This window comes from Borreliella bavariensis PBi, from assembly GCF_000196215.1.
GTDB lineage: Bacteria > Spirochaetota > Spirochaetia > Borreliales > Borreliaceae > Borreliella > Borreliella garinii.
In genome coordinates this window covers 625,360-647,646 of record NC_006156.1, presented here as the reverse complement: position 1 = coordinate 647,646, position 22,287 = coordinate 625,360, and the positions used below count along the sequence as shown (strand labels likewise).

Below are 22,287 nucleotides of genomic sequence, written 5' to 3'. Positions count from 1 at the left end.
CCTTCCGTAAAACAAGTTTTTAACTTATTTTACATTGACTATATTACAATATTTCAATAAAATAAGCCACAAGAGCTAATAAAATATAAAAGATAAGAGGAAATAGTGGAAAAGCCAAAACAAGAAGATATTAATAAAGCATTTTATATGGCAGAAAAAGCAAGAAACAATTCATATTCTCCATATTCAAAATTCAAAGTAGGTGTTTGCATTAAGACTAAAACAAACGAATTTTTTATTGGAACAAATGTTGAGAATGCAAGCTTTGGAGCAACTTGTTGCGCAGAAAGAAGTGCGATTTCAAATATGATTGCAAAAATTGGTGTACAAACAATAGATTTCTTATTACTTAATACAAGCCCTGAAGCTATTCCATGTGCTATATGCCTACAAGTAATGGCAGAATTTTTTGATCAAGATACAAAAATAATAATAACAGAATCTAAATCTTTTAATGAAAACAAAATGCCAACAAAAATTTATACATTAAAAGATTTACTTAAAGTTCCTTTTGATAAAAAAGAGCTACACAGAGTAACACAATAGCAACTTTCGCACAAAAATTAAATCAATCTAATATTTTTAGAAAAACTAAAGCACTTGCAAGTCTATTTAATTTGTCACTTTCAAGAGTATTGGCAGATAAATCAAACACATTTAAAATAAGTTTTTTCTCATCAGAATTAAAATTATATTCCAAATCCTCGGATAATAAAAAATTAATAATTGGAACAAATTTTTCTACAAAGCTGTATAAACTATTATTAAGATCATAAGTTTCATAATAATAACTAAATATATCCTCTAATGACTTTCTGTCAAAATCTTTTAAAATCTCATAAAAAATATTTTTAATATTCTCAATTAAACTGTGCAAATCATTATTATGTAAAATATTTTTTTTACATTTTTTCACAAAAAAATCCGCTTGCTGCATAAAATATTCCTCACTTTTGTCTTAAAAGGCCAAGATTGAGCTTGAATTTAATAAATGATAAAATGTAGTATTAATGCTACATTAATAAAATTATGCAATAACTAGGAGAATGTTACAATTATGGTCAAGGTAATAAGCCTAAAAAACCTTCATAAATTTACTTATTTAAAACTGGATCCTTTAAAAAAAGAAGATATCTGTATCGTTTATATTGAAAATAATTCAAAAATAATTGCAAATCTTAAAGCAAAAACAAAAGCTGATCAAATTGAAATAATTCATTTTTATATTAGTGATGATTTTAAATCAGAAGGCATAGAAAGAATAATGATTAGTAATTTAATTTACTATGGCAAAAAAAATAAATTTAAACCAATTTCATGCAAAATTACTGAAATACAAGAAGAGCTTTTAAGCTTAGGATTTGAAAATATAGATTTTCAATATAAAAAAGAATTGGACTCTGAAATAGAAGAAGATAAATTTGTAATGGGAATAGGAATAATCTCTATATTTACAGAAGTAGCATCAATATCTTCTAAGCTTGCTGTTGGAATACTATTTAACTCATTTGCACTTATTGCTGATGCTTTCCACGTCATGGCCGACTTTGTTTTATCTACAATAACTTATTTTAGTTTAAAAATTACAAGCAAACCTGAAACCATCCATTATCCTCATGGACATAAACTAATGGAAAGCTTAATAGCTTTTATCATGGGAATAATAATACTTATGGCAGGATTTACACTATTTTTAAATACAACTGGATTAAATAAATTTATCACCCTTGGGGGAGAATCTGGATTTAATCTTCACATACACCAAAACAAAAATAAAAATGATAATATATATGAACATGACCACGACCACTTACATGGCCATGACCATGATCACGACCATGATCACAACCATAGCGAAGAAGACAAAAAAAATATACTAGAAATATTTTCAAATAAATCTCTTAAAAAAAGCTTATGGATACCAATAACCCCCTTCATTTTTTTTATAGTGAAAATAATAGAATATTTAACAAAATTCCAAATAGGAAAAAGATACAACAATCAACTTCTCTTAGCATTAGCTTCAGCTGATAAAAACTGTATATTCTCACATGGTGGGATTACACTAAGCTTGCTACTTGCAACTTACATGTGGAGTGGATTTGATAAAATTATGTCTATATTTATTGGTTTTATTATAATAAAAGAGGGCCTTAACGTAATAATAAATAACGCAAACAATTTACTCTCAAAGCAAAATATAGATCTTAAAAGAAGCGTAAAAGACACATTAAAAAATTTAAATATAAACTTTAAAACACTCAATTTTCATAATCAAGGTAACAAGCTTGTGCTTTATATTAAAATAAATTTAAATTCAGAAAATGAATTTCAAAGTTTTATAAATAAAACACAAAATATTAGGAAAATAATAAAACAAGAATATAAAGAAATAAATGATATATATTTCTTAGTCTAATTTAATTATTTAATTAATAATAAACAAATAATTGACACTTATAATAAAGTTATGCTAACATTTTAAACTGTAAGACGCAGGGTAGAGCAGTTGGTAGCTCGTCGGGCTCATAACCCGAAGGTCATAGGTTCGAGTCCTATCCCTGCTATGCTTTATTTTTAATATGTGAGGAATTGATGAATAGAAAACAAATAGCTAAAGGTAAGCTGGTAAGGAGATTCGGTATTAACATTTTTGAGCAGCCAAAATATGACAAAATCCTTAAAAAAAAGCCACATCCTCCTGGAATGCATGGAAAAGCCAGAAAAGCTAAAATCACAGAGTATGGAAAACAATTAATAGAAAAACAAAAGATAAAGTTTACTTATGGTGTAAGTGAAAGACAGTTAACCAATACTTTTAAAGAAGCTAAAAAACATCATGGTGTTACTGGGGACAATTTGCTCTCAATACTTGAGAGAAGAATTGACAATATTGTATATAGAGCTGGATTTGCCATCTCAAGAGCACACGCAAGACAAATAGTTTCTCACGGCATTATTATATTAAATGGAAGAAGAGTCACAATCCCTTCAATAATACTAAGAGCAAATGATCAAATTCAAATAAAAGAAAAAGACAGTCTAAAAAAACTAATAAGATCAAATATAGAAAAAACTTCGTCTCTTAGAAATTTACCAACTTGGATAGAAGTAAATGCTGATGATTTAAACATAAAAGTCAAGCATGCTCCATCAAGAGATGAGATACCAACACTTGCTAATGAGCAAATGGTTGTAGAGTATTATTCTAAGAGAGCATAACATATCTTTTTTATTTCTGTATTATTAAAGAAACAAAAAGTGGCTAATTAAAGCCGCTTTTTTATTTACCCTTTTTCTTACCCTTTGAAAAATTTTTTCCCAAATTATTTTTAGCAAAACAAGAAAAACCATTATTCTTTCTCAAGCTTTTAGCATAAGGCTGAACACTAAAAGACGTCCTACTGCTTGTGGGCCTTCTAACTCCATCTTTCATATATCTACTCCTAAAATATAAATATATAAACTTTTAAATAATATTCAAATAATCAAAAACTTCTTCCAAACTAGAGACAAACTTAACATCTATATTATCCTTAACTTCTTCTGGAAGCTTAAAATAATCTTTTTTATTATCTTTAGGTAAAATAACTTTGTTTATACCATTTCTATAGGCTGCTAAAACTTTTTCTTTAATGCCGCCCACAGGAAGAACAAAACCTTTTAAAGTCACCTCACCAGTCATTGCAAGATCCAAGGGGACCTTCTTGTCAGACAGTATTGAAGCAATTGCTGTTGCAATGGTAATACCTGCAGAAGGTCCATCTTTTGGCGTTGCCCCTTCTGGAAAGTGTAAATGAATTTCGGGACTTTCTTTTATGTCAAAATTAAGCTTAGAAGAATAGGTCTTAACTATAGAATATGCAAGCTGTGCACTCTCTTTCATAATAGCCCCAAGACTTCCTGTTAGAATAATGTCTCCTGTTTTCTCAAACTTAGTTGCCTCAACAGGAAGAACTGCGCCACCATAATTTGTCCAAGCAAGTCCATAAACAAATCCAGAAGAGTCAATCTTAATTAAATCCAAGTTATACTCAGTATCAACATAATTACAATAATTATTAATATTTATTATTTTATAAATACCTGGAATATCAGGATCATGAGTAAAAAGTGAATTGTTTCCATGTATTAAAGAACTTGGTGAATAAAAATTGCCTTTGATGATTTGATCTTTAGAATACTTATAAAGCAGCTCCCTTACGAGTTTTCTAATTAAATTAGTTAAAACTCTCTTTAGTCCCCTTACACCAGATTCCATAGTATACTTTCTAATTAAATTAAAAATAACCTCGTCTTCTATTCTTATATAAACTTTGTCTAAAAAACTCTCTTTAATTATGCTTGGAATCAAAAAAATCTTAGCAATCTCTAACTTTTCAATATAAGAATAACCCTCAACTTTAATTATTTCCATCCTATCAAGAAGTGGCTTTGACATACTATTAAGAGAATTGGCTGTTGTAACAAATAAAACATTAGAAAGATCATAAGGAATTTCTAAATAATGATCTATAAATTTATAATTTTGCTCGGGATCTAAAACTTCTAAAAGGGCAGATTCGGGATTTCCTTTATAACTATTATTAATTTTATCTATTTCATCGAGAAGAATAACGGGATTAGATTTGCCTGCTCTTTTCATTGCACTAATAAAAACACCTGGAAGAGAACCAACATAGGTTCTTCTGTGTCCCCTAATTTCTGCCTCATCTCTTAAGCCACCTAGAGATATTTTAACAAATTCTCTAGACAACGATCTTGCAACAGATTCTACAAGAGATGTTTTGCCAATACCGGGAGGTCCTACAAGGCATAAAATAGGAGCTTTAACCTTAGAATTAATTTGATAAACAGCTAAAAAATTTATTATCTTTTCTTTTGCTTCATCCATACCATAATGAGAATTTCTTAAGATAAACTCAATCTCGCTTAAATGATTTTTCATAAGAGTATTTTCATTCCAAGGAAGATCTAATATTAATTCTATATAGCTTCTAATAATATTAGCATCGGGAGAATTCATCTGCATTTTAGATAATCTAGAAATTTCTTTTTCAATCTTAGATTTAACATCTTCTGAAATATCTTTGGAATTTAATCTGTCAATATAGTCGTTCTCATCTTTACCTAATCTTTTTTGTATCTCTTTAACTTGCTCAGAAAGAAAATAATCTCTTTGTCCTTTATCCAGCTTAGCTCTAACTTTAGAATTAATATCTTTTTTAAGATCTAAAAGGTCAATTTCAATGTTTAAATTAACAATTAACTTTTCTATTCTGGTTTTAACATTTAACTCTTGCAAAAGCTCTAATTTTATACTATTCTCTAAGTTTGAATTAGAAGCTATAATATCAACAAGCTTGCTTGGATTCTCAAAATAATCAATTGGCTCATTATCACTATCATAAGATTTTAAAGATAAAGAATTTCTATAAACTTCGTAAGTTTCTTTTAAAAATTTAGAATAAGTAAAAAGCTCTCTGTTTAATCCACTAACATCAGGCACAAAAGTAACTTTGGCTCTTAAATAATCATTTTTTTTTGAAACACTGTCTATAAGAACTCTGCTTTGACACTCAACCAAAACTTTTACTACGTCTTTACTGACCTTTATAACCTGGATAAGTTTAGAATAAGTGCCTACAGAACATAGGTTTTTAATCCCTCCTTTACCAAATTCGTCATAATTAGATTCATTTGGATATGCAAAAAGAATCAACCTTCCCTCTAACATAGATTGGGCTATGGAATTAATTACATATTCATTATCAAAGGTTACCCACAATGTAATATTAGGGAAAAGAACATTTTCTTTTAAAATAACAATTGGAAGATCTTCTTTTCTATTTTTTATCATATTTAAGATTGATTTCATATAACTCTTTTGCCCAAGGCTTTTTAATTGCATTTCCCACCAAAATTAATGGGTTAATATCTGTATTTAAAACAGATTCTTTTGTAACAATAACCTTCTTAGTCTTACTAATTGAAGGAACCTCAAACATAACATCTTTAAGAAGACCCTCTAAAATAGATCTAAGACCCCTTGCCCCAGTATTTTTTAGAATAGCTTCATCTACAATTGATTCCAAAGCATCTTTTTCAAATACCAATTCAACATTATCCATTTTAAACATATGATAATACTGCTTAATAATGGAATTTTGAGGATCAACTAATATTCTCATCAAATCTTCTTTATTTAACTTTTCAAGATACGAATGTACAGGAAGTCTACCAACAAACTCTGGTATCAAGCCAAATTTAATCAAATCTTCCATTTCTAAATACTTTAATGAAGTGTCCTCTCTTATATTCTTTTTTTCAATTGCTGAAAACCCAATAGAACTCTTGTTTATTCGATTCTTAACAATATTTTCAAGCCCAACAAAAGCGCCACCACATATAAAGAGTATATTTTGAGTATTAATTTCAATAGTATCCTCATAAGGATGCTTTCTACCACCTCTTGGGGGAACATTAGCAATAGTGCCCTCAATTATCTTTAACAAAGCCTGCTGAACCCCTTCTCCAGAAACATCTCTTGTTATTGAAACGTTTTCATTTTTTTTAGCAATTTTATCTATTTCGTCTATATAAATAATCCCTTTCTCAGCCAGACTAACATCCCCATGAGCAGCATGTATTAATTTAAGCAAAATATTTTCTACATCTTCACCAACATATCCAGCTTCTGTTAAAGTCGTAGCATCTGCTATTGCAAATGGCACATTCATCTCTGCAGCTAACGTTTTTGCAAGCAAAGTTTTACCACTGCCTGTGGGCCCAACCAAAAGTATATTGGATTTTTCAATTTCAATGCCATTATCATATTTATTATTTTTCAATATTCTCTTATAATGGTTATAAACAGCCACAGACAAAACTTTTTTTGCATCTTCTTGCCCAACAACATGCATGTCTAAATGATCTTTAAGTTGTTTGGGAGTTGGCAAACCATTGGATTTAGAATCTAGCGGATTGCTCAACTTTTCTTTAAAAAGATTGTGACATATTTTAGAACATTCAGGACAAATCGCTACTCCATTAGATATAACAACATTGCCCCCAAGCTCAGCAACGCTAAGTCCACAAAAAGAACATTCTTTTACTTTTTGACCTTTTAATCTTGCCATAAAAATTTTTACCAAAAATAAAACTACTCCCGTACTAAGATACTATCAATAAGACCATATTTAAGAGCATCATTTGAAGTCATAAAATAATCTCTTTCCATATCAAGAGCCAGTTTTTCCTTATCAATCCCTATCTGATTAGACATAATATCTATTATTAACTTTTTAAGTCTTAAAATTTCATTAGCTTGTATATTAATATCACTAGCCTGACCACTTATTCCTCCCCAAGGCTGATGAATCATTATTCTAGAATAAGCCAGAGATTCTCTTTTACCCTTAGCGCCACCAGCAAGCAAAAAAGCTCCCATTGAAGCAGCTTGCCCAATGCAAATTGTCCTTACATCAGGTTTTATATACTGCATAGTATCATAAATTGCAAGACCTGCAGTAATACTGCCTCCTGGAGAATTCAAATAGAGATAAATATCTTTATTTGAATCTTCTGATTCTAAAAACAAAAGTTGAGCAATAACAGTGTCTGCCTTAAGATCATTAATCTCACCACTCAAAAATATTATACGCTCTCTAAGTAATCTTGAATATATATCAAATACTCTCTCATAATTTCCCGTATGCTCTATCACAGTGGGTATTAAATTATGCATAAACTCCATTTTTCTTACTCACAAATTTTATAATTAACAAAATCTTTAAAAGAAACTTGCTTGCCTTTTAACTCTTTAAGATTTGCTAAAATTTTTTTCTTAACTCTTTTCCTTTTAATATCATCCTTTAAATAAGAAATCAAATTTTGATCTTCATAAAATTTCTTAATCTCCTCGCAACTCATACCTGAATTCTCAGACTGTCTAGCTATTTCATCCTCAAGATCACTCTCAGTAACTTCAATTGGATCTAAATCTACCATTTTCTGAATTATCAACTTAGATTTCAAATTGCTAAGAATTTTATCTTTCAAATTGACACTACCAACATATCCCGAAGAATAAAAAATACTTTTAAACTCCTCAAGCCCCATCTTATTTTGCTTTGCAGTATCCTTAAAAGCAATTTCAATTTCAGCCTCAATCATTGAATGCGGAATATCTATTTCTAATTTTTCAGAAATAGTAGAAAAAAATTTATTTAGCTTTAAAGCTTCCTTTTTTTCTTCAATAACGTTTAAAATATCAGATCTTATAAAATTTTTAAGATCATCCAGCGTATCATATCTGTCGCTAATATCTTGCGCAAACTCATCATCTATTAAGGGGAGATCTCTTTTTTTGATACTTTTAATTTTAATCTTTAATTTTCTTGAAGAGCCCGCAAGTTCTTCAAATTTGTAATCCGTAATGTAAGATTTTTCTAAAACTTTCTCCTCATTTATCCTCATGCCAATTACATCTCTGTCAAAATCATAATAGGTTTCAGACTTTCCAACTGTAAAAACAAAATCTTGTCTTTTGGTTGATAATATCTCATTTAAAAGATCATCAAGTTCAACAAAATCCACTTTAACAATGCTATTTTTCTTGACAACCCCTTCCTCATCTTCAATAATAATTGAATTTTCTATTTGAAGACGCCTAATCTCATTATCAATATCAGAATCATCAATAAAAACTTCAGGAACCTCTACTTTAATATCAATACTATCAACACTTGGAATTTCAAATTCAGGATAAGTCTCATATGTAAAAGTAAATTCAAAATCTTTGTCAAGATCTAATCTCAAATCTTTTTCCTTTATAGTAGGAGCAGCATAACTCAAAGGTCTTTTAGGTTCTTCTTTGAAAAATTCTTTAAAAGAACCATTAATCACTTCTTCTAAAACAGTAGCTTTTAACCCCTCAGAATATTTATTCTCAATAATATTAATAGGGACTTTTCCAATTCTAAAACCCTGAATCTTAAGTCGGGAAGAATAATCTTGTAATAACGACTTATATTTTTCCTGAATAATATTTTTTGAAACTCTAATTAAAACCTCAACTTTCGAACCTGGAAGAAGTTTAATATCTTTACTCAAAATCACTGCTAATGCCTCAATTAAACTTTATTGATAATTATTTAAAAGCGAAAGACGGGATTTGAACCCGCGACTTCCACCTTGGCAAGGTGACACTCTACCCCTGAGTTACTTTCGCACTTTTACAGAAGGTGGGAGTCGAACCCACACGCCAAAAGCACTAGATCCTAAGTCTAGCGTGTCTGCCAATTCCACCACTCCTGCATACTTCATACTCAAACTAGTATACAAAAACTTAAAAGCTTTTGCAAGTATGCCTAATCCAAGAAATAAATAACATTTTCGCACTCAGCAGGACTCGAACCTGCAACCTTCGGATTCGAAGTCCACTGCTCTATCCAATTGAGCTATGAATGCAGCTAAAAGAAAATTAAATACAGGGTGATTGACGGGGCTTGAACCCGCGACATTCGGAACCACAACCCGACGCTCTACCAACTGAGCTACAACCACCAATAACTATGATTACTATAACATTTTATAAATATTTAATTTCTAAGTCAACAAAAGATAAGGATAATAAAAGCTATAAGACCTTTATTCAAAAATTTATATTAAAACATTAAATTTTTAAAACTAAAATTTTTGAAATCTTTCTAAACTTTTTTTCAAGAAATCATAAACTCTAATAGTTGAAGAAATATTTACCCTTTCTCTAGTAGTATGAGGCGATTCAATCCAAGGCCCAAGAGTAACAGATTCTATGCCCCCCAACCTCGAAGATATTATACCTGTTTCAAGCCCCGCATGTATTAAAGAAACATTAGCATCTTCAAGATACATCTCTTTATACACCTCTTTAAGATGTTTTAAAAGATTACTATTCTTGTTAGACTTCCAAGAAGGATAGTCATAAATTACACGCAAATTAGCTCCTGATAAACCGCCTATTGATTGTAAATGATTAAAAACATACTCTTTATCTGAATCAAATAAAGATCTTATTAAAAAAGTAAAAATATAGTCGTCTTTAATTTTGAAAAGACTTGAAAAATTTAAAGAAGTCTTGATGAGCTTATTTTCATAATTTTCTACTTTTTGAACTCCATGTAAAAATCCCATTCCCATATTTAAAAGCTTGCTTTTGCTATTTTCATCAAGAACTTTAACTGATGAAAATTCTTTTTTATTAACAACAATGTCAAATTCATCCTCAAGAGAATATACACTTTTAACTTTAAATACGAAAAGTTTAAGTTCTTTACTTAATAAATCATAATCACTATCATTAATAAAGATTAAAGCCTTGGCTTCATTTGGAATTGCATTACTGCTGTCTCCACCAAAAATACTTTCAATCTCAAAATCAATATTTGATTTAATTTCGAAAAGAGCAAAAAACATTAATTTTAAAGAATTTGCCAAATCTAAATGAATATCTGCTCCAGAATGGCCGCCTTTAAGCCCTTTAAGCAAAATTTCTACTTTTGTTTTTTTTGTTGCAAGACTATACTGAGGAGAAAAAACAATCTCAACAAGTCTTGATCCCGCACAACCAACTAAAAAATAACCCTCTTCCTCCCCATCAAGATTAATAAGGCTTTTGCCACTACATAGCTTAGAATCAAGACTAAGAGCACCTATTAGGCCTATTTCTTCATCAACGGTAAAAAGAAGTTCTAAATCAGGATGAGAGAAGCTATTGGCCTCACTCATAATGCTCAACATCATAGCTACTCCAATCCCATTATCAGCTCCAAGGGTAGTCCCCACTCCTTTTAGATACCCATCCTCTTCAACAATTTCAATTGGATCTGTTTCAAAATTATGTAAACTGGATTCATTTTTTTCACAAACCATATCAACATGAGATTGTAAAATGATAGGGTGCATATTAATATTACTATTGGATTTTATCTGCACAACAAGATTTCCAACACTATCTTCTTTAAAAGAATAACCAAATTTTTTGGATCTCTCCTTAATAAAATTAATAATTCCTTTAACATTTTTTGAACATCTTGGAATTTTTGATATCTCTTTAAAAGAATCAATTACAATACTCATAATAAATTTCCTTTAATTATGTGATTATATTAAATCCATAAAAATACTTAGACTTAATTATAATTAATAATATAATATACTAAATCAATATTAAAATTTATTCAATAATACTAATCAAGCTTTATTTTTAGAAAAATCTGCATAATAGTTAAAATTTAAAAATTCTTTAGGAATTTCTGAAATAAATCTTGAAGGCAGCTGATCAAAAATTTGCCTATCTTTTTTTCGCTTATTGGCCATAGTAATAATAAGAGAATCTTTTGCACGAGTTAATGCAACATAAAAAACTCGCCTTTCCTCCTCTAAACCAATCTCGCTCTCTTCAATTATTCTATGATGCGGAATAATATTGTCTTCAACAGCAATAAAAAATACATAATCAAATTCTAAACCTTTAGCAGAATGCACTGTCATTAAATTAATATTAATATTTTCAGATTCCTCACTAACTTCATTAGATTGAAGAAGTATATAGTTTAAAAAACTGCTTAAATCTCTCAATTCGCCAAATTGCTTGGATTCCCAATTTTTAATTATACTTAAAAACCCTTCTATATTTTGATATTTATACTCAGCCACTTTAATTGAATTGGGATTTTCATTAACTAGAAATCCCCAATATTCAATACTTTCTATCATTTCTTTGATTATATTAGAATAAGTGTTTTTTGTTATACTAAATTTATATTGATACTCTTCAATAAAAGACACAAAATCTTCTATACTTTCAATGACCTGCTTATTTAAAGCTTTGTCGTAACTAGAAGTGCTTGTAAAAGAAAAAACAATATCACAAAGAGCATCATAAATACAGCAACCTTTCTTATCTGCTATATCTCTAATTTTTTTCAAATATTCCTTGCCAATTCCCCTTCTTGGAACATTTATAATTCTAAGCAAATCATAATCACTTTTAGGATTTATTATTACATTTAAATAAGAAATAATATCTTTTATTTCTTTTCTCTGGAAAAAAGATGTTCCCCCTGAAACCTTATATTTTATGCCCTGTCTTTTAAAAATCATCTCAACGTTTCTAAAAAGAGCATTAGTTCTCATAATAACTCCTATTTTTTTAGATTTAAAACCTTCTATCCTTGAAAGCTCTATTATTTGACTTGCAACAAACTCAGATTCTTGAATCTCATCATCAAACATAAAAACATCTATAACTTTGCTACACATCTTTGAAGACCATAAGGTCTTTTCCTTTCGATTTTTATTATTTAAAATCACAGAATTGGCAACATCTAAAATATTTTTTGCAGAACGATAATTTTGTTCAAGCTTTATTTCTTTAGCACTGTAATCTTTTTCAAATTGCAAAATATTGTTATAGCTAGCCCCACGCCAAGAATATATCGATTGATCATCATCCCCAACGCAACATAAATTACTATGATTTATTAAAAGGCGAATAAAATTATATTGAAGCAAAGAAGTATCTTGAAACTCGTCAATCAAAACATACTTATATCTTTTAGAATATTTACTTCTAATGTCAGAATTATTACTTAACAATTCTTTTGGCTTTAAAATTAAATCGTCAAAATCAAAAGAATTATAAAGCCTTAATCGATCTTCATAAAGTCTAAAAATATGTATATCTTCTTCCTTTAAATCATCAAAAGTGAGAATACCATTTTTTAAAAGTGAAATAGCATTGCTAAGCGAACTTAAAGAAACTTTTTTATTAAAAAGACCTTCATCAAGTAAAATCTCTTTAAGAAGAGAAATTCTATCATTATCATCATAAATGCTAAAGTTTTTTTTATATCCTAACAACTTATAATTTTCTTTCAAAAAGAAAAGTCCAAAAGCATGAAAAGTTGAGATCATAAGATTGCTAAGAGGATTTTTCAAAATTTTTTTAATTCTATCTTTCATTTCATTAGCCGCCTTATTAGTAAAAGTTAAGGCTAAAATTTCCTTCTGAGCAATGCCTTTTAGAAGCAAATAAGCTATTCTATGAGTAACAACCCTTGTTTTTCCACTGCCAGCACCAGCAATAATTAAAAGAGCACCCTCAATAGTGGTAACCGCTTCATATTGAAATTGATTTAGAGAATTTTTAAAAAAATCATCAGGCAAAATTAAAAAACCTTTGTTCCATCTGGATATTCCACAATAACTTTAAAGTTTTCAGGAAAAGCAAAAATCTTTCGTGACTTAGATTGATCAAAATCTTTAGCTAAGATTGGAATACGATACTTATTTAATGTATGAACAGCAAACTCTGAATTTTCAAGTCCCACTTTAACAGATCCTTTTGCCATAAAATTAGTTCCTCCAAAAAGCTTAGCCTTAAGATTACTTTTATTAGCCCCATTCTCTAACATCGCATTTATTAACATGGGAATAGCATAAATCCCATACCTTCCTCTTTGATCAGGAGATATATCAAGATCTGACCTAACTAGAACATAATGATTCATCCCAATTAAATTGTTTGATTCATCGCAAAGCACAACAGCAACACAAGAACCAAGAATTGTAGAAATAACTCTTTTATTTGAAACAAAAGCTTCACCAGGAACTATTATTGTAACATCTCGTTTCAATTTGAAATTAAAATGATTTAACATAAAACTTAATACTCTCTTAAAAAAAATTTATAAAACTTTTATAAAGACCTTGCCAAAACCCTAATTTATTTACTTTACTACTAAACAAAGCAACATCCCCTACTTTTTCATTTTCTAAAAAAATCATAGCCCTCCCAACAGGCATATCCCCACTAAGGGGAGCAACCAACTTATCAACAGTATAACTTATCTTAAGTTTATCAAATTCATCTTTTGTTAAAACATAATAAAAAGGCTCTTTAGAAAAAAGAGCAACTGTATCTACTGTACCATTATAGACTTTTTCTTTTAATTTTACTATTAAAGGGAATTTGGAGTATTCATTAAATCCGTACTCAAATAAATCTTTTGCAATCAAAGCTCTCATCTTCTCTCCAAGCCCATTAATTCCTTTCTTAACCCCCAATACAACTGCTATTAATCTTCTTCCATCCTTTTGGGCAGTAGCAACAAGATTTAAGCCTGATTCCTTAATATATCCCGTTTTAAGGCCATCTGAATAAGGATAATCAGATATTAATAAATTAGCATTTTTTTGTTTTAAGTTTAAAAACTTTGATGATAAAGTAGTTCCTAAATTTTTACTCTTTGGGTAAACAAAATACTTTAAAGAATGGATATTAAGCATAAATTTAAACTTTTCAATATAAGATTTTACAAAAAAAGCCATATCTAGTGCTGTAATTTTATTCTCATTACTATATCCAGAAGGTTCAACAAAATGCATATTAAAAAGTCCTAAATTTAAAACATTAATATTCATCAAATTAACAAAACTATTTAAATCGCCTACTACAAACTCAGCAATTGCAATAGAAGCATCATTGCCTGACGAAACTGAAAGCCCCTTTAAAATCTCTTCAAAATTAACAATTTGACCTTTTTCTAAAAACATTAAAGAAGAATTTAAAGGCGCATTATAATATGAAGCAGAATCACTAATAGGGACTATGCTTTTTAACTTTATATTTCGCTTTTCAGCTTCAATTAAAGCCGTATAAATTGTAACAATCTTTGTAAGCGATGCAGGAGGAAAAACCAAATTGGGATTCTTAGAATAAAGTATCCGCTTAGTGTCAAAATCCATCAAAACTATTGATTTTGCATGCTTTGATAATTCATTAATCTCAGCTAGATTAGCTGCAAAAAGATCATCAAAAAGCAGGAAAAAAATTAAAAATAAAGTTAATAGCAATTTTTTAATAACACATATACTATTCATGTTGTAATATTAAAATTATATATTATTTATTGATTGTTAATCATAATATAATTAACAAGGAGTCATTTTTTATGAATTCTTATGATTTTATAATAGCTTTGGTGCCAACAATCCTAATAATTATTGGACTTGGCATAATAAAAAAGCCTGCTTACTATGTAATACCTACGTCATTAATCACCACTGTTGCTATAGTTATTTTTTATAAAAACTTAGGAATAGTAAACACAAGTCTTGCAATGTTTGAAGGCGCCTTAATGGGGATATGGCCAATAGCAACCGTAATTATTGCTGCCATATTTACATACAAAATGTCAGAAGATCAAAAAGACATAGAAACTATTAAAAATATATTGTCAAACGTATCTTCTGATAAAAGAATTATAGTTTTGTTAGTAGCATGGGGATTTGGGAATTTTTTAGAAGGAGTTGCCGGATATGGAACTGCCGTTGCAATCCCTGTGTCAATATTAATAGCAATGGGATTTGAACCATTTTTTGCCTGCTTAATCTGCTTAATAATGAATACCTCATCAACCGCTTATGGATCTGTAGGAATCCCTATAATATCTTTAGCCCAAGCAACTAACTTAGATGTTAACACTCTTTCATCTGAGATTGCATTACAACTAATACTTCCAACCTTAACAATACCTTTTGTATTGGTAATTCTTGCAGGAGGAGGCATCAAAGGATTAAAAGGAGTATTTGTTCTTACCCTACTCTCAGGAATGTCAATGGCAATATCTCAAGTATTAATATCAAGAACTTTGGGTCCAGAACTTCCTGCAATACTTGGAAGCATCCTTTCTATGGCAATAACAATAGTTTATGCAAAGTTTTTTGAAAATAAAGATATAAAAGACCACCAAAGCAAAAACAAAAGCACAATACCCTTATCAAAAGGAATTATTGCTTGCTCACCATACATTTTAATAGTAGTATTTATAGTGCTTGTATCTCCTCTTTTTAGCAAAATTCACGAATACCTAAAAACTTTTCAAAGCACTATTAGCATTTATCCAGAAGCAAACCCCCTACACTTTAAATGGATTACCTCTCCGGGCTTCTTGATTATACTTGCAACAATAATATCTTATTTAATAAGAGGAGTTCCAATATTAAAACAACTAAAAATATTTACACTAACCTTGAAAAAAATGGCATTATCTTCATTTATAATCATATGCATTGTTGCAATATCAAGATTAATGACACACAGTGGAATGATAAGAGATCTTGCTAATGGAATCTCAATAATAACGGGTAAATTTGGCCCATTATTTAGTCCACTAATTGGAGCTATTGGAACATTTTTAACAGGGAGTGACACAGTTTCAAATGTTCTTTTTGGACCTTTGCAAACACAAATGGCAGAAAATATTGGAACAAATCCTTACTGGCTTGCAGCAGCAAACACAACAGGAGCAACTGGGGGAAAAATGATTTCTCCCCAAAATATCACAATAGCAACAACAACTGCTGGATTAATTGGACAAGAAGGCAAGCTTTTATCAAAAATAATACCTTACGCTTTATACTACATTCTAGCAACAGGATTGCTAGTTTATTTAGTATAAATTAATCATTTAAAATAAATAAGATTAATTTAAAATAAAATTAATCTTATTTATAGATTTGAATAATATAAAAATCACAAAATAATAATATGATCTTGAATTTTTACCCAATATTTTAATATTATATACATATTATATACATGTTATTATTATGTGCATAATAGCATGTATATAATATATTATTAATACGTTTAATAAATAACTAGAACTAATAAAAAGTTTATAGTTACAACAGGAAGGTATAATTATGAAAAATCATATTTTATATAAATTAATTATATTTTTAACTACATCTGTAGCAATATTTGCAGCAGCAGATAAATTAAAGGAAGAAGATATATTTAAAATAAATCCATGGATACCTACATTTGGAATTGAAAACACAAGTGAGTTCAGACTTGATATGGATGAGCTTGTTCCTGGATTTGAAAACAAAAGCAAAATTACTATTAAACTTAAACCATTTGAAGTTAATCCCGAATTAGGCAAAGACGATCCATTCTCAGCTTACATTAAGGTAGAAGATCTTGCATTAAAAGCGGAAGGTAAAAAAGGTGATCCATTTCAAATTGACATAGGAGACATAACAGCCCAAATTAATATATACGATTTTTTTATTAAGATAAGCACTATGACAGATTTTGACTTTAATAAAGAATCTTTATTTAGTTTTGCGCCTATGACCGGATTCAAAAGCACTTACTACGGATTTCCAAGCAAAGACAGAATAGTAAGAGGAACAATTCTTGCAAGAGGTACTTCTAAAAACATAGGAACAATTCAAATGGGATACAAACTCCCACAAATAGACCTTACATTTGCAATAGGGGGAACAGGAACAGGTAACAGAAATCAAGAGAATGACAAAGACACTCCATACAATAAAACCTATAAAGGAATACTTTATGGGGTTCAAGCAACATGGAAGCCAATTAAAAATCTACTTGATAAAAACGAAGATAATCGATCTGTAATTGCAGAAACACCTTTTGAATTAAATTTTGGCTTATCAGGAGCTTATGGAAATGAAACATTCAATAATTCATCAATAACATACTCTTTGAAAGATAAATCTGTAGTTGGTAACGATTTATTGAGTCCAACTTTATCAAATTCTGCAATTTTAGCATCTTTTGGAGCTCAATATAAGCTTGGATTAACAAAAATCAACAATAAAGATATCTATCTTATTTTACAAATGGGTACCGATTTTGGAATAGATCCTTTCGCAAGCGATTTTTCTGTATTTGGACACATCTCAAAAGCAGCAAATTTTAAAAAAGGAATATCCGCAGATCCTAGTAAAAAAACCGAAGATATATTTGATCCAAATGGCAATGCTCTTAATTTCAGTAAAAATACAGAGCTGGGCATTGCATTTTCAACAGGAGCAAGCATAGGGCTTCTTTGGAATAAAGACGACGGTGAAAAAGAATCTTGGAAGGTTAAGGGAGCTGATTCCTACAGTACAAGACTATTTGGAGAACAAGACAAAAAATCTGGAGTTGCATTAGGAATAAGCTATGGACAAAATCTTTACAGATCCAAGGATACAGAAAAAAGATTAAAAACCATATCCGAAAATGCATTTCAAAGCTTAAATGTTGAAATCTCAAGCTATGAAGACAATAAAAAAGGACTTATGAATGGAATAGGATGGATAACATCTATCGGTCTTTATGATATTTTAAGACAAAAATCTGTAGAAAACTATCCCACAGCAACAAACTCAGCTACTGACACAAACAATCAAGCCGGACAAAGTTCAGAAAGCACACAAGCTACAATCCCTAATCTAACATTTGAAGACGCAATGAAACTCGGCATAGCTTTATATCTTGATTATGCAATTCCAATAGAATCCATTTCAACAGAAGCATATGTAGTACCTTATATTGGAGCATACCTTTTAGGGCCTTCTAATAAAATCTCAAGCGATGCTACAAAAATTTATTTAAAGACAGGACTTAGTCTTGAAAAACTAATAAGATTTACAACAATTTCTCTTGGCTGGGATTCAAATAACATTATAGAACTTGCTAATAAAAATACAAATAATGCTGCCATTGGTAGTGCTTTCTTGCAATTCAAAATAGCCTACAGCGGAAGCTAAAAGCAAAAGAAGGGCCCTTGGCCCTTCTTTTTTTATCTTTAAAAACAAATTAATATTAATTACTTTATATTTCTTTCTTTGCAAATCTTTTCATAAGCATCTTGAATTTTAATAAATTTATCATTTGCATCTTTTTGCCTTACAGGATCATTTGCAAACTTATCAGGATGATATTTTATAACAAGACTTTTATAAGCCTTTTTAATCTCATCATCACTAGCACTATAGACTAACCCCAAAACACTATAGGGATTTACAATTTTAATATTAATATCTTTATAAGCTTCATAACCATCAGATTCAAGTTCAAGAAAAACGCCAACATAAGAAATAAATTTTTCAGCTTCTAAGTTTTTATACCTCGAAAGCCTGTTAATTTCTTTAAGAGAGGCAAAAAGCCATATAAAAAGATCTTTGTGTTGAAAATAACCAAGCTTAAGGGTATATAAAATTTTATCCGCATTATTATTCTTAATAATAGCAGAATGAAAGATGGTATACAATTCTGATTTACCACGTTCAGATAAATTCAAAGAATTAATAATAAAATTGACGTAACTTAGCTGTTCTCCAGTTACAGTTCCTAAAATGGATAGTAATTTAGACATTAATAAAAAAGAAAGTTTATAAAATTCAAACTCTCTAGATCTAGAATATGAATAATCTCTTGTAAAGTATATTCTAAAAACACCCAAAAAACTAAATAATATCAAAATAAAAGGAAATAATATAAAAAGCATTCCTATTAAAATGGGATTAAAAATGAAAATAAGTAGCAACACTAAAAAAAACGTTCTAATTAAGCTTGGCATTTATTGATCATAACCTCCAAACATAATTAAGGCATGTCAAAATCTCTAATAAATCTTACAACTTCCTTTTTGATTTGTTTTAATTCGATGTCAGACCTTGTCTTTAAAGCTCTAACAATAAATTTAGCAACATTTAAAGAATCATTTTCATTTAAACCTCTGGAAGTAATAGCAGCGCCTCCAATTCTAATACCAGAAGCTAAAGAAGGACTTTTTTTATCAAAAGGAATGGCATTTTTATTTAAAGTAATATTTACACCCTCAAGCAATTTCTCAGCATCGGCACCTGTAAGATCCAAATTACTAAGATCAACCAAAAATAAATGATTGTCTGTACCTCCACTGACAATCCTAAATCCTTCCGATTTGAAATATTCAGCCATAACTTTAGTATTTTTTATTACGTTAGCAATGTATTCTCTAAAACTTTCTTGAAGAGCCTCTCTGAATGCAATAGCCTTCCCTGCAATAACATGAACTAAAGGACCTCCTTGAGTGCCGGGGAAAACTGTAGAATTTACAGCATTAAACAAAGCTTTCTCTTTTCCATTAAAGGTTACCAATTTGTCAAAATCTTTTCCAGAAAGTATTATTCCACCTCTTGGCCCTCTTAAAGTTTTATGGGTAGTACTTGTAGTAAGATGTGCTACATCAATCGAAGAATTATGAAAACCGGCAACAATAAGGCCCGCAATATGGGCAATATCACACAAAAGATAAGCAGAAACATCGTCTGCTATTTCCCTAAATTTTTTAAAATCAATTTCTCTTGAATAAGAAGAAGCTCCAGCTATTATTAAATTTGGTCTACAATCTCTAGCTATTTTAAGAACCTCATCATAATCAATCAACTCAGAATCTCTAGAAACGCCATAAAAATAAGTGTTAAAAAATATGCCAGAAAAATTTACCCTACTACCATGTGTTAAATGCCCTCCATGAGACAATTGCATACCAAGAATCCTGTCACCAGGGTTAATAAGAGCCATTATAGCAGCCATATTAGCCTGAGATCCGCTATGAGGCTGAACATTGGCATACTTTGCACCAAAAAGCTCTTTTGCCCTTAAAATTGCTAAACTTTCAATCTCATCAACAAAAGAACATCCACCATAATATCGATTCAAAGGGTATCCTTCCGCATATTTATTAGTTAAAATACTCCCAACAGCTTGCCTTATCTCTAAAGATGTAAAATTTTCAGATGCAATAAGCTTAATATGTTCTTTTTCTCTTAATTTCTCTTTCTCAATTAAATTAAATATTTGATCATCTCTCATCAAAAATTATCCTCCAAAACAAACCTATGCATTAAAGAATACGATCCGTTTGTCAAGCTTTTATACTTCAAAAACCTAGAATCTAGGTATCCATCAAAAAATTCATTTTTATCATAGTCCTCTATGCACCCATATTGAATATAGTTCTCAGACATATTTAAAAAATACTTAGAGTTATCCTTAAATAATACTGCATTTATTATATCAAAATATACAAAACCAACCCCATCCAAAAAAAATTCAAACCAAAAATGCTCAGTCAATTTAAGAGAATTAGAATCGTAGTAAAGCCCAACTATATTTCTAAGCGGAATCTCGTATTTTAAAAATAGTAAATTCGTAAGAAGTATTAAATTGCTAGATGAAATTTTTTTCTCTTTAATAGAATCCTTTAAGCTTAAATTATTCTCAACAATTTTAAAATTTAAAGTCAAAACATCAATAATTGCTTTAGCCAACTTATAAACTGAATTATTTCCAGCAGTCATAGATAAAATTAGAGAATCTAACGATATTAAATCAACGGAGCTGTAAGATAAATAATCTTTTTTTTTGTCTTGAACATACGTTTTGTACTCTTGATTGTTAATATCTTCTCTACTAACCTTAATGCTTTCTAAATATTTAGTATCCAAAAATTCCAAATTAAGTTTGTGTGTCTTTACCTTAGTCTCAAAAACAAATTTATTTGTCCTTAAGCTTTCAAAAAATAAATTACCAATATTAAAATCAAGAGACTCACTGCTACACTCTATAATTTTTTGACGCTCATTTTCAATTGGTCTTAAATAGAAGATATTAAAATTAATATCTTCAGGTCTTGAATCAACATTGCTACCAAGATCCTGATTAAAATCTTGATTAAAATAAATTTCTTCAATTATTGTAAACTCTTTTGAATCATTCAAAGTCCACCTAAAAAAATCATTTTTAACAGAAAACGGAACTTTATTGCTTTGAAGATTGTCCAATAAAACATAAAGCTTCCCGTCAGAATTTAAAGTTTTAGGAGAAATAAATTCTACTCTATCCTCAGAAACATTTAAAATATTTTGGGGTAAAATTGTATAAAATTTATCTTTGGTTTCAAGAAAAATTTTAATAGCACTAGAACGTGAAAACAAATTCATACCCTGTAATAAAGTTAAAGAATTTGCATTTAAAATTATTTTATCCTCTGAAAAAATAGAAGGAATATTTTCTCTATTAAGCTTAACAGGAACTTGTCTACTAATAACAAGAAAAAGTTCGTTACTAGTCCCTCTTTCGCTTTTTACAAAAATAAGTCCGGAATTTACTTCATCTGTAATTTTAAAAACTATTTCGGTGTTGTTCCAACTAATGATACTACTTTTAACCAAATAATTATTGTTAATATTGATCTCTCCTGTACTATAGCCTAAATTATTCCCCTTAATAACAATAATATCCTTATGTGAAGTGGGAATTGGAGATATATCATAAATAATTGGCTTTGAATAAAATAAAAATCCAGAAAAAACAAACAAAAATAAAAAAATAATAAAAATTAAACTTAAATGAAAATATTTGTTTTTAAAAAAAATAGCCAAATA

Annotated in this window: 18 protein-coding genes and 5 tRNA genes; 6 read left to right on the top strand and 17 right to left on the bottom strand. The window is 29.4% G+C overall.

What is annotated here, in order from left to right; genetic code table 11:
- Window positions 1–105: 105 nt before the first annotated feature.
- Window positions 106–546: a cytidine deaminase gene (cdd, locus tag BG_RS03090; RefSeq protein WP_011193925.1), complete on the top strand. Its 441-nt coding sequence runs from the start codon at window positions 106–108 to the stop codon at window positions 544–546.
- Between the two features lie 22 nt (window positions 547–568).
- Here cdd and BG_RS03085 read toward each other — a convergent pair whose 3' ends face one another.
- A complete protein-coding gene (locus BG_RS03085; RefSeq protein ID WP_011193924.1) occupies window positions 569–937 on the bottom strand; it encodes a hypothetical protein in 369 nt (122 codons plus the stop codon).
- A gap of 120 nt (window positions 938–1,057) precedes the next feature.
- On the opposite strand from BG_RS03085, the gene BG_RS03080 reads away from it, so the two are divergent.
- The 3 genes from BG_RS03080 (at window position 1,058) to rpsD (ending at window position 3,222) form a co-directional block, all read left to right on the top strand.
- A complete protein-coding gene (locus BG_RS03080) occupies window positions 1,058–2,419 on the top strand; it encodes a cation diffusion facilitator family transporter (protein WP_011193923.1) in 1,362 nt (453 codons plus the stop codon).
- 75 nt (window positions 2,420–2,494) lie between these two features.
- A tRNA-Met gene (locus tag BG_RS03075) sits at window positions 2,495–2,567 on the top strand.
- A 28-nt stretch (window positions 2,568–2,595) separates the two neighbouring features.
- The gene (gene rpsD, locus BG_RS03070) at window positions 2,596–3,222 is read left to right on the top strand and encodes a 30S ribosomal protein S4 (RefSeq protein WP_011193922.1); all 627 of its coding nucleotides are present in this window, start codon (window positions 2,596–2,598) and stop codon (window positions 3,220–3,222) included.
- A 61-nt stretch (window positions 3,223–3,283) separates the two neighbouring features.
- Here rpsD and BG_RS04790 read toward each other — a convergent pair whose 3' ends face one another.
- The 13 genes from BG_RS04790 to BG_RS03010 form a co-directional block, all read right to left on the bottom strand.
- Window positions 3,284–3,436, bottom strand: a complete 153-nt coding sequence (locus BG_RS04790) for a hypothetical protein (RefSeq protein ID WP_011193920.1) — start codon at window positions 3,434–3,436, stop codon at window positions 3,284–3,286.
- 33 nt (window positions 3,437–3,469) lie between these two features.
- On the bottom strand, window positions 3,470–5,860 hold the full coding sequence (lon, locus tag BG_RS03065; protein ID WP_095205656.1) for an endopeptidase La: 2,391 nt from the start codon (window positions 5,858–5,860) through the stop codon (window positions 3,470–3,472).
- Window positions 5,847–7,139 (bottom strand): ATP-dependent protease ATP-binding subunit ClpX, encoded by a 1,293-nt coding sequence (clpX, locus tag BG_RS03060; RefSeq protein ID WP_044007959.1) that lies wholly within the window; start codon window positions 7,137–7,139, stop codon window positions 5,847–5,849. The genes lon and clpX overlap by 14 nt, the downstream gene beginning before the upstream one ends.
- Before the next feature lie 23 nt (window positions 7,140–7,162).
- Window positions 7,163–7,747, bottom strand: coding sequence for an ATP-dependent Clp endopeptidase proteolytic subunit ClpP (clpP, locus tag BG_RS03055; RefSeq protein ID WP_011193917.1), 585 nt, complete (start codon window positions 7,745–7,747; stop codon window positions 7,163–7,165).
- Window positions 7,748–7,761: 14 nt separating this feature from the next.
- Window positions 7,762–9,120 carry a trigger factor gene (gene tig, locus BG_RS03050; RefSeq protein ID WP_011193916.1) on the bottom strand — a complete coding sequence of 453 codons (1,359 nt, stop codon included), beginning with the start codon at window positions 9,118–9,120 and terminating at the stop codon, window positions 7,762–7,764.
- Between the two features lie 40 nt (window positions 9,121–9,160).
- Window positions 9,161–9,232, bottom strand: a tRNA-Gly gene (locus tag BG_RS03045).
- 5 nt (window positions 9,233–9,237) lie between these two features.
- Window positions 9,238–9,318: transfer RNA gene (locus tag BG_RS03040), tRNA-Leu, on the bottom strand.
- A gap of 79 nt (window positions 9,319–9,397) precedes the next feature.
- Window positions 9,398–9,471: transfer RNA gene (locus BG_RS03035), tRNA-Arg, on the bottom strand.
- Window positions 9,472–9,494: 23 nt separating this feature from the next.
- Window positions 9,495–9,567, bottom strand: a tRNA-His gene (locus tag BG_RS03030).
- Between the two features lie 123 nt (window positions 9,568–9,690).
- Window positions 9,691–11,121 (bottom strand): beta-Ala-His dipeptidase, encoded by a 1,431-nt coding sequence (pepD, locus tag BG_RS03025; RefSeq protein ID WP_011193915.1) that lies wholly within the window; start codon window positions 11,119–11,121, stop codon window positions 9,691–9,693.
- A gap of 114 nt (window positions 11,122–11,235) precedes the next feature.
- Window positions 11,236–13,215, bottom strand: a complete 1,980-nt coding sequence (locus BG_RS03020) for an ATP-dependent helicase (protein WP_095205642.1) — start codon at window positions 13,213–13,215, stop codon at window positions 11,236–11,238.
- Window positions 13,215–13,706, bottom strand: coding sequence for a chemoreceptor glutamine deamidase CheD (cheD, locus tag BG_RS03015; RefSeq protein ID WP_011193913.1), 492 nt, complete (start codon window positions 13,704–13,706; stop codon window positions 13,215–13,217). Before cheD ends, BG_RS03020 begins: the two co-directional genes overlap by 1 nt.
- Window positions 13,707–13,722: 16 nt before the next feature.
- Window positions 13,723–14,928, bottom strand: a complete 1,206-nt coding sequence (locus tag BG_RS03010; protein ID WP_011193912.1) for a D-alanyl-D-alanine carboxypeptidase family protein — start codon at window positions 14,926–14,928, stop codon at window positions 13,723–13,725.
- Window positions 14,929–14,999: 71 nt separating this feature from the next.
- Here BG_RS03010 and BG_RS03005 point away from each other — a divergent pair, with 71 nt between their 5' ends.
- On the top strand, window positions 15,000–16,508 hold the full coding sequence (locus BG_RS03005; protein ID WP_011193911.1) for an L-lactate permease: 1,509 nt from the start codon (window positions 15,000–15,002) through the stop codon (window positions 16,506–16,508).
- Window positions 16,509–16,755: 247 nt separating this feature from the next.
- Entirely contained in the window at window positions 16,756–18,621 is a 1,866-nt protein-coding gene (locus BG_RS03000; protein ID WP_011193910.1) for an integrin-binding adhesin P66 family protein, read from the top strand.
- Between the two features lie 59 nt (window positions 18,622–18,680).
- On the opposite strand, the gene BG_RS02995 is transcribed toward BG_RS03000, so the two are convergent.
- The 3 genes from BG_RS02995 to BG_RS02985 are packed head-to-tail and all read right to left on the bottom strand — an operon-like array spanning window position 18,681 to window position 22,284.
- Complete coding sequence (locus BG_RS02995; RefSeq protein WP_011193909.1) at window positions 18,681–19,433, bottom strand: J domain-containing protein; 753 nt, start codon at window positions 19,431–19,433, stop codon at window positions 18,681–18,683.
- A gap of 26 nt (window positions 19,434–19,459) precedes the next feature.
- A complete protein-coding gene (glyA, locus tag BG_RS02990; RefSeq protein ID WP_011193908.1) occupies window positions 19,460–20,713 on the bottom strand; it encodes a serine hydroxymethyltransferase in 1,254 nt (417 codons plus the stop codon).
- Entirely contained in the window at window positions 20,713–22,284 is a 1,572-nt protein-coding gene (locus tag BG_RS02985) for an IPT/TIG domain-containing protein (RefSeq protein WP_011193907.1), read from the bottom strand. Before BG_RS02985 ends, glyA begins: the two co-directional genes overlap by 1 nt.
- Window positions 22,285–22,287: the final 3 nt, after the last annotated feature.

Excerpts from the sequence above, each read along its gene's own strand:
- BG_RS04790 (WP_011193920.1), bottom strand. The coding sequence starts at position 3,436 with ATGAAAGATGGAGTTAGAAGGCCCACAAGCAGTAGGACGTCTTTTAGT.
- cheD (WP_011193913.1), bottom strand. The coding sequence starts at position 13,706 with ATGTTAAATCATTTTAATTTCAAATTGAAACGAGATGTTACAATAATA.
- BG_RS03000 (WP_011193910.1), top strand. The coding sequence starts at position 16,756 with ATGAAAAATCATATTTTATATAAATTAATTATATTTTTAACTACATCT.
- glyA (WP_011193908.1), bottom strand. The coding sequence starts at position 20,713 with ATGAGAGATGATCAAATATTTAATTTAATTGAGAAAGAGAAATTAAGA.
- pepD (WP_011193915.1), bottom strand. The coding sequence starts at position 11,121 with ATGAGTATTGTAATTGATTCTTTTAAAGAGATATCAAAAATTCCAAGA.
- BG_RS03005 (WP_011193911.1), top strand. The coding sequence starts at position 15,000 with ATGAATTCTTATGATTTTATAATAGCTTTGGTGCCAACAATCCTAATA.
- BG_RS03010 (WP_011193912.1), bottom strand. The coding sequence starts at position 14,928 with ATGAATAGTATATGTGTTATTAAAAAATTGCTATTAACTTTATTTTTA.
- BG_RS03080 (WP_011193923.1), top strand. The coding sequence starts at position 1,058 with ATGGTCAAGGTAATAAGCCTAAAAAACCTTCATAAATTTACTTATTTA.
- rpsD (WP_011193922.1), top strand. The coding sequence starts at position 2,596 with ATGAATAGAAAACAAATAGCTAAAGGTAAGCTGGTAAGGAGATTCGGT.
- lon (WP_095205656.1), bottom strand. The coding sequence starts at position 5,860 with ATGATAAAAAATAGAAAAGAAGATCTTCCAATTGTTATTTTAAAAGAA.
- clpX (WP_044007959.1), bottom strand. The coding sequence starts at position 7,139 with ATGGCAAGATTAAAAGGTCAAAAAGTAAAAGAATGTTCTTTTTGTGGA.
- BG_RS03085 (WP_011193924.1), bottom strand. The coding sequence starts at position 937 with ATGCAGCAAGCGGATTTTTTTGTGAAAAAATGTAAAAAAAATATTTTA.
- BG_RS02995 (WP_011193909.1), bottom strand. The coding sequence starts at position 19,433 with ATGCCAAGCTTAATTAGAACGTTTTTTTTAGTGTTGCTACTTATTTTC.
- clpP (WP_011193917.1), bottom strand. The coding sequence starts at position 7,747 with ATGCATAATTTAATACCCACTGTGATAGAGCATACGGGAAATTATGAG.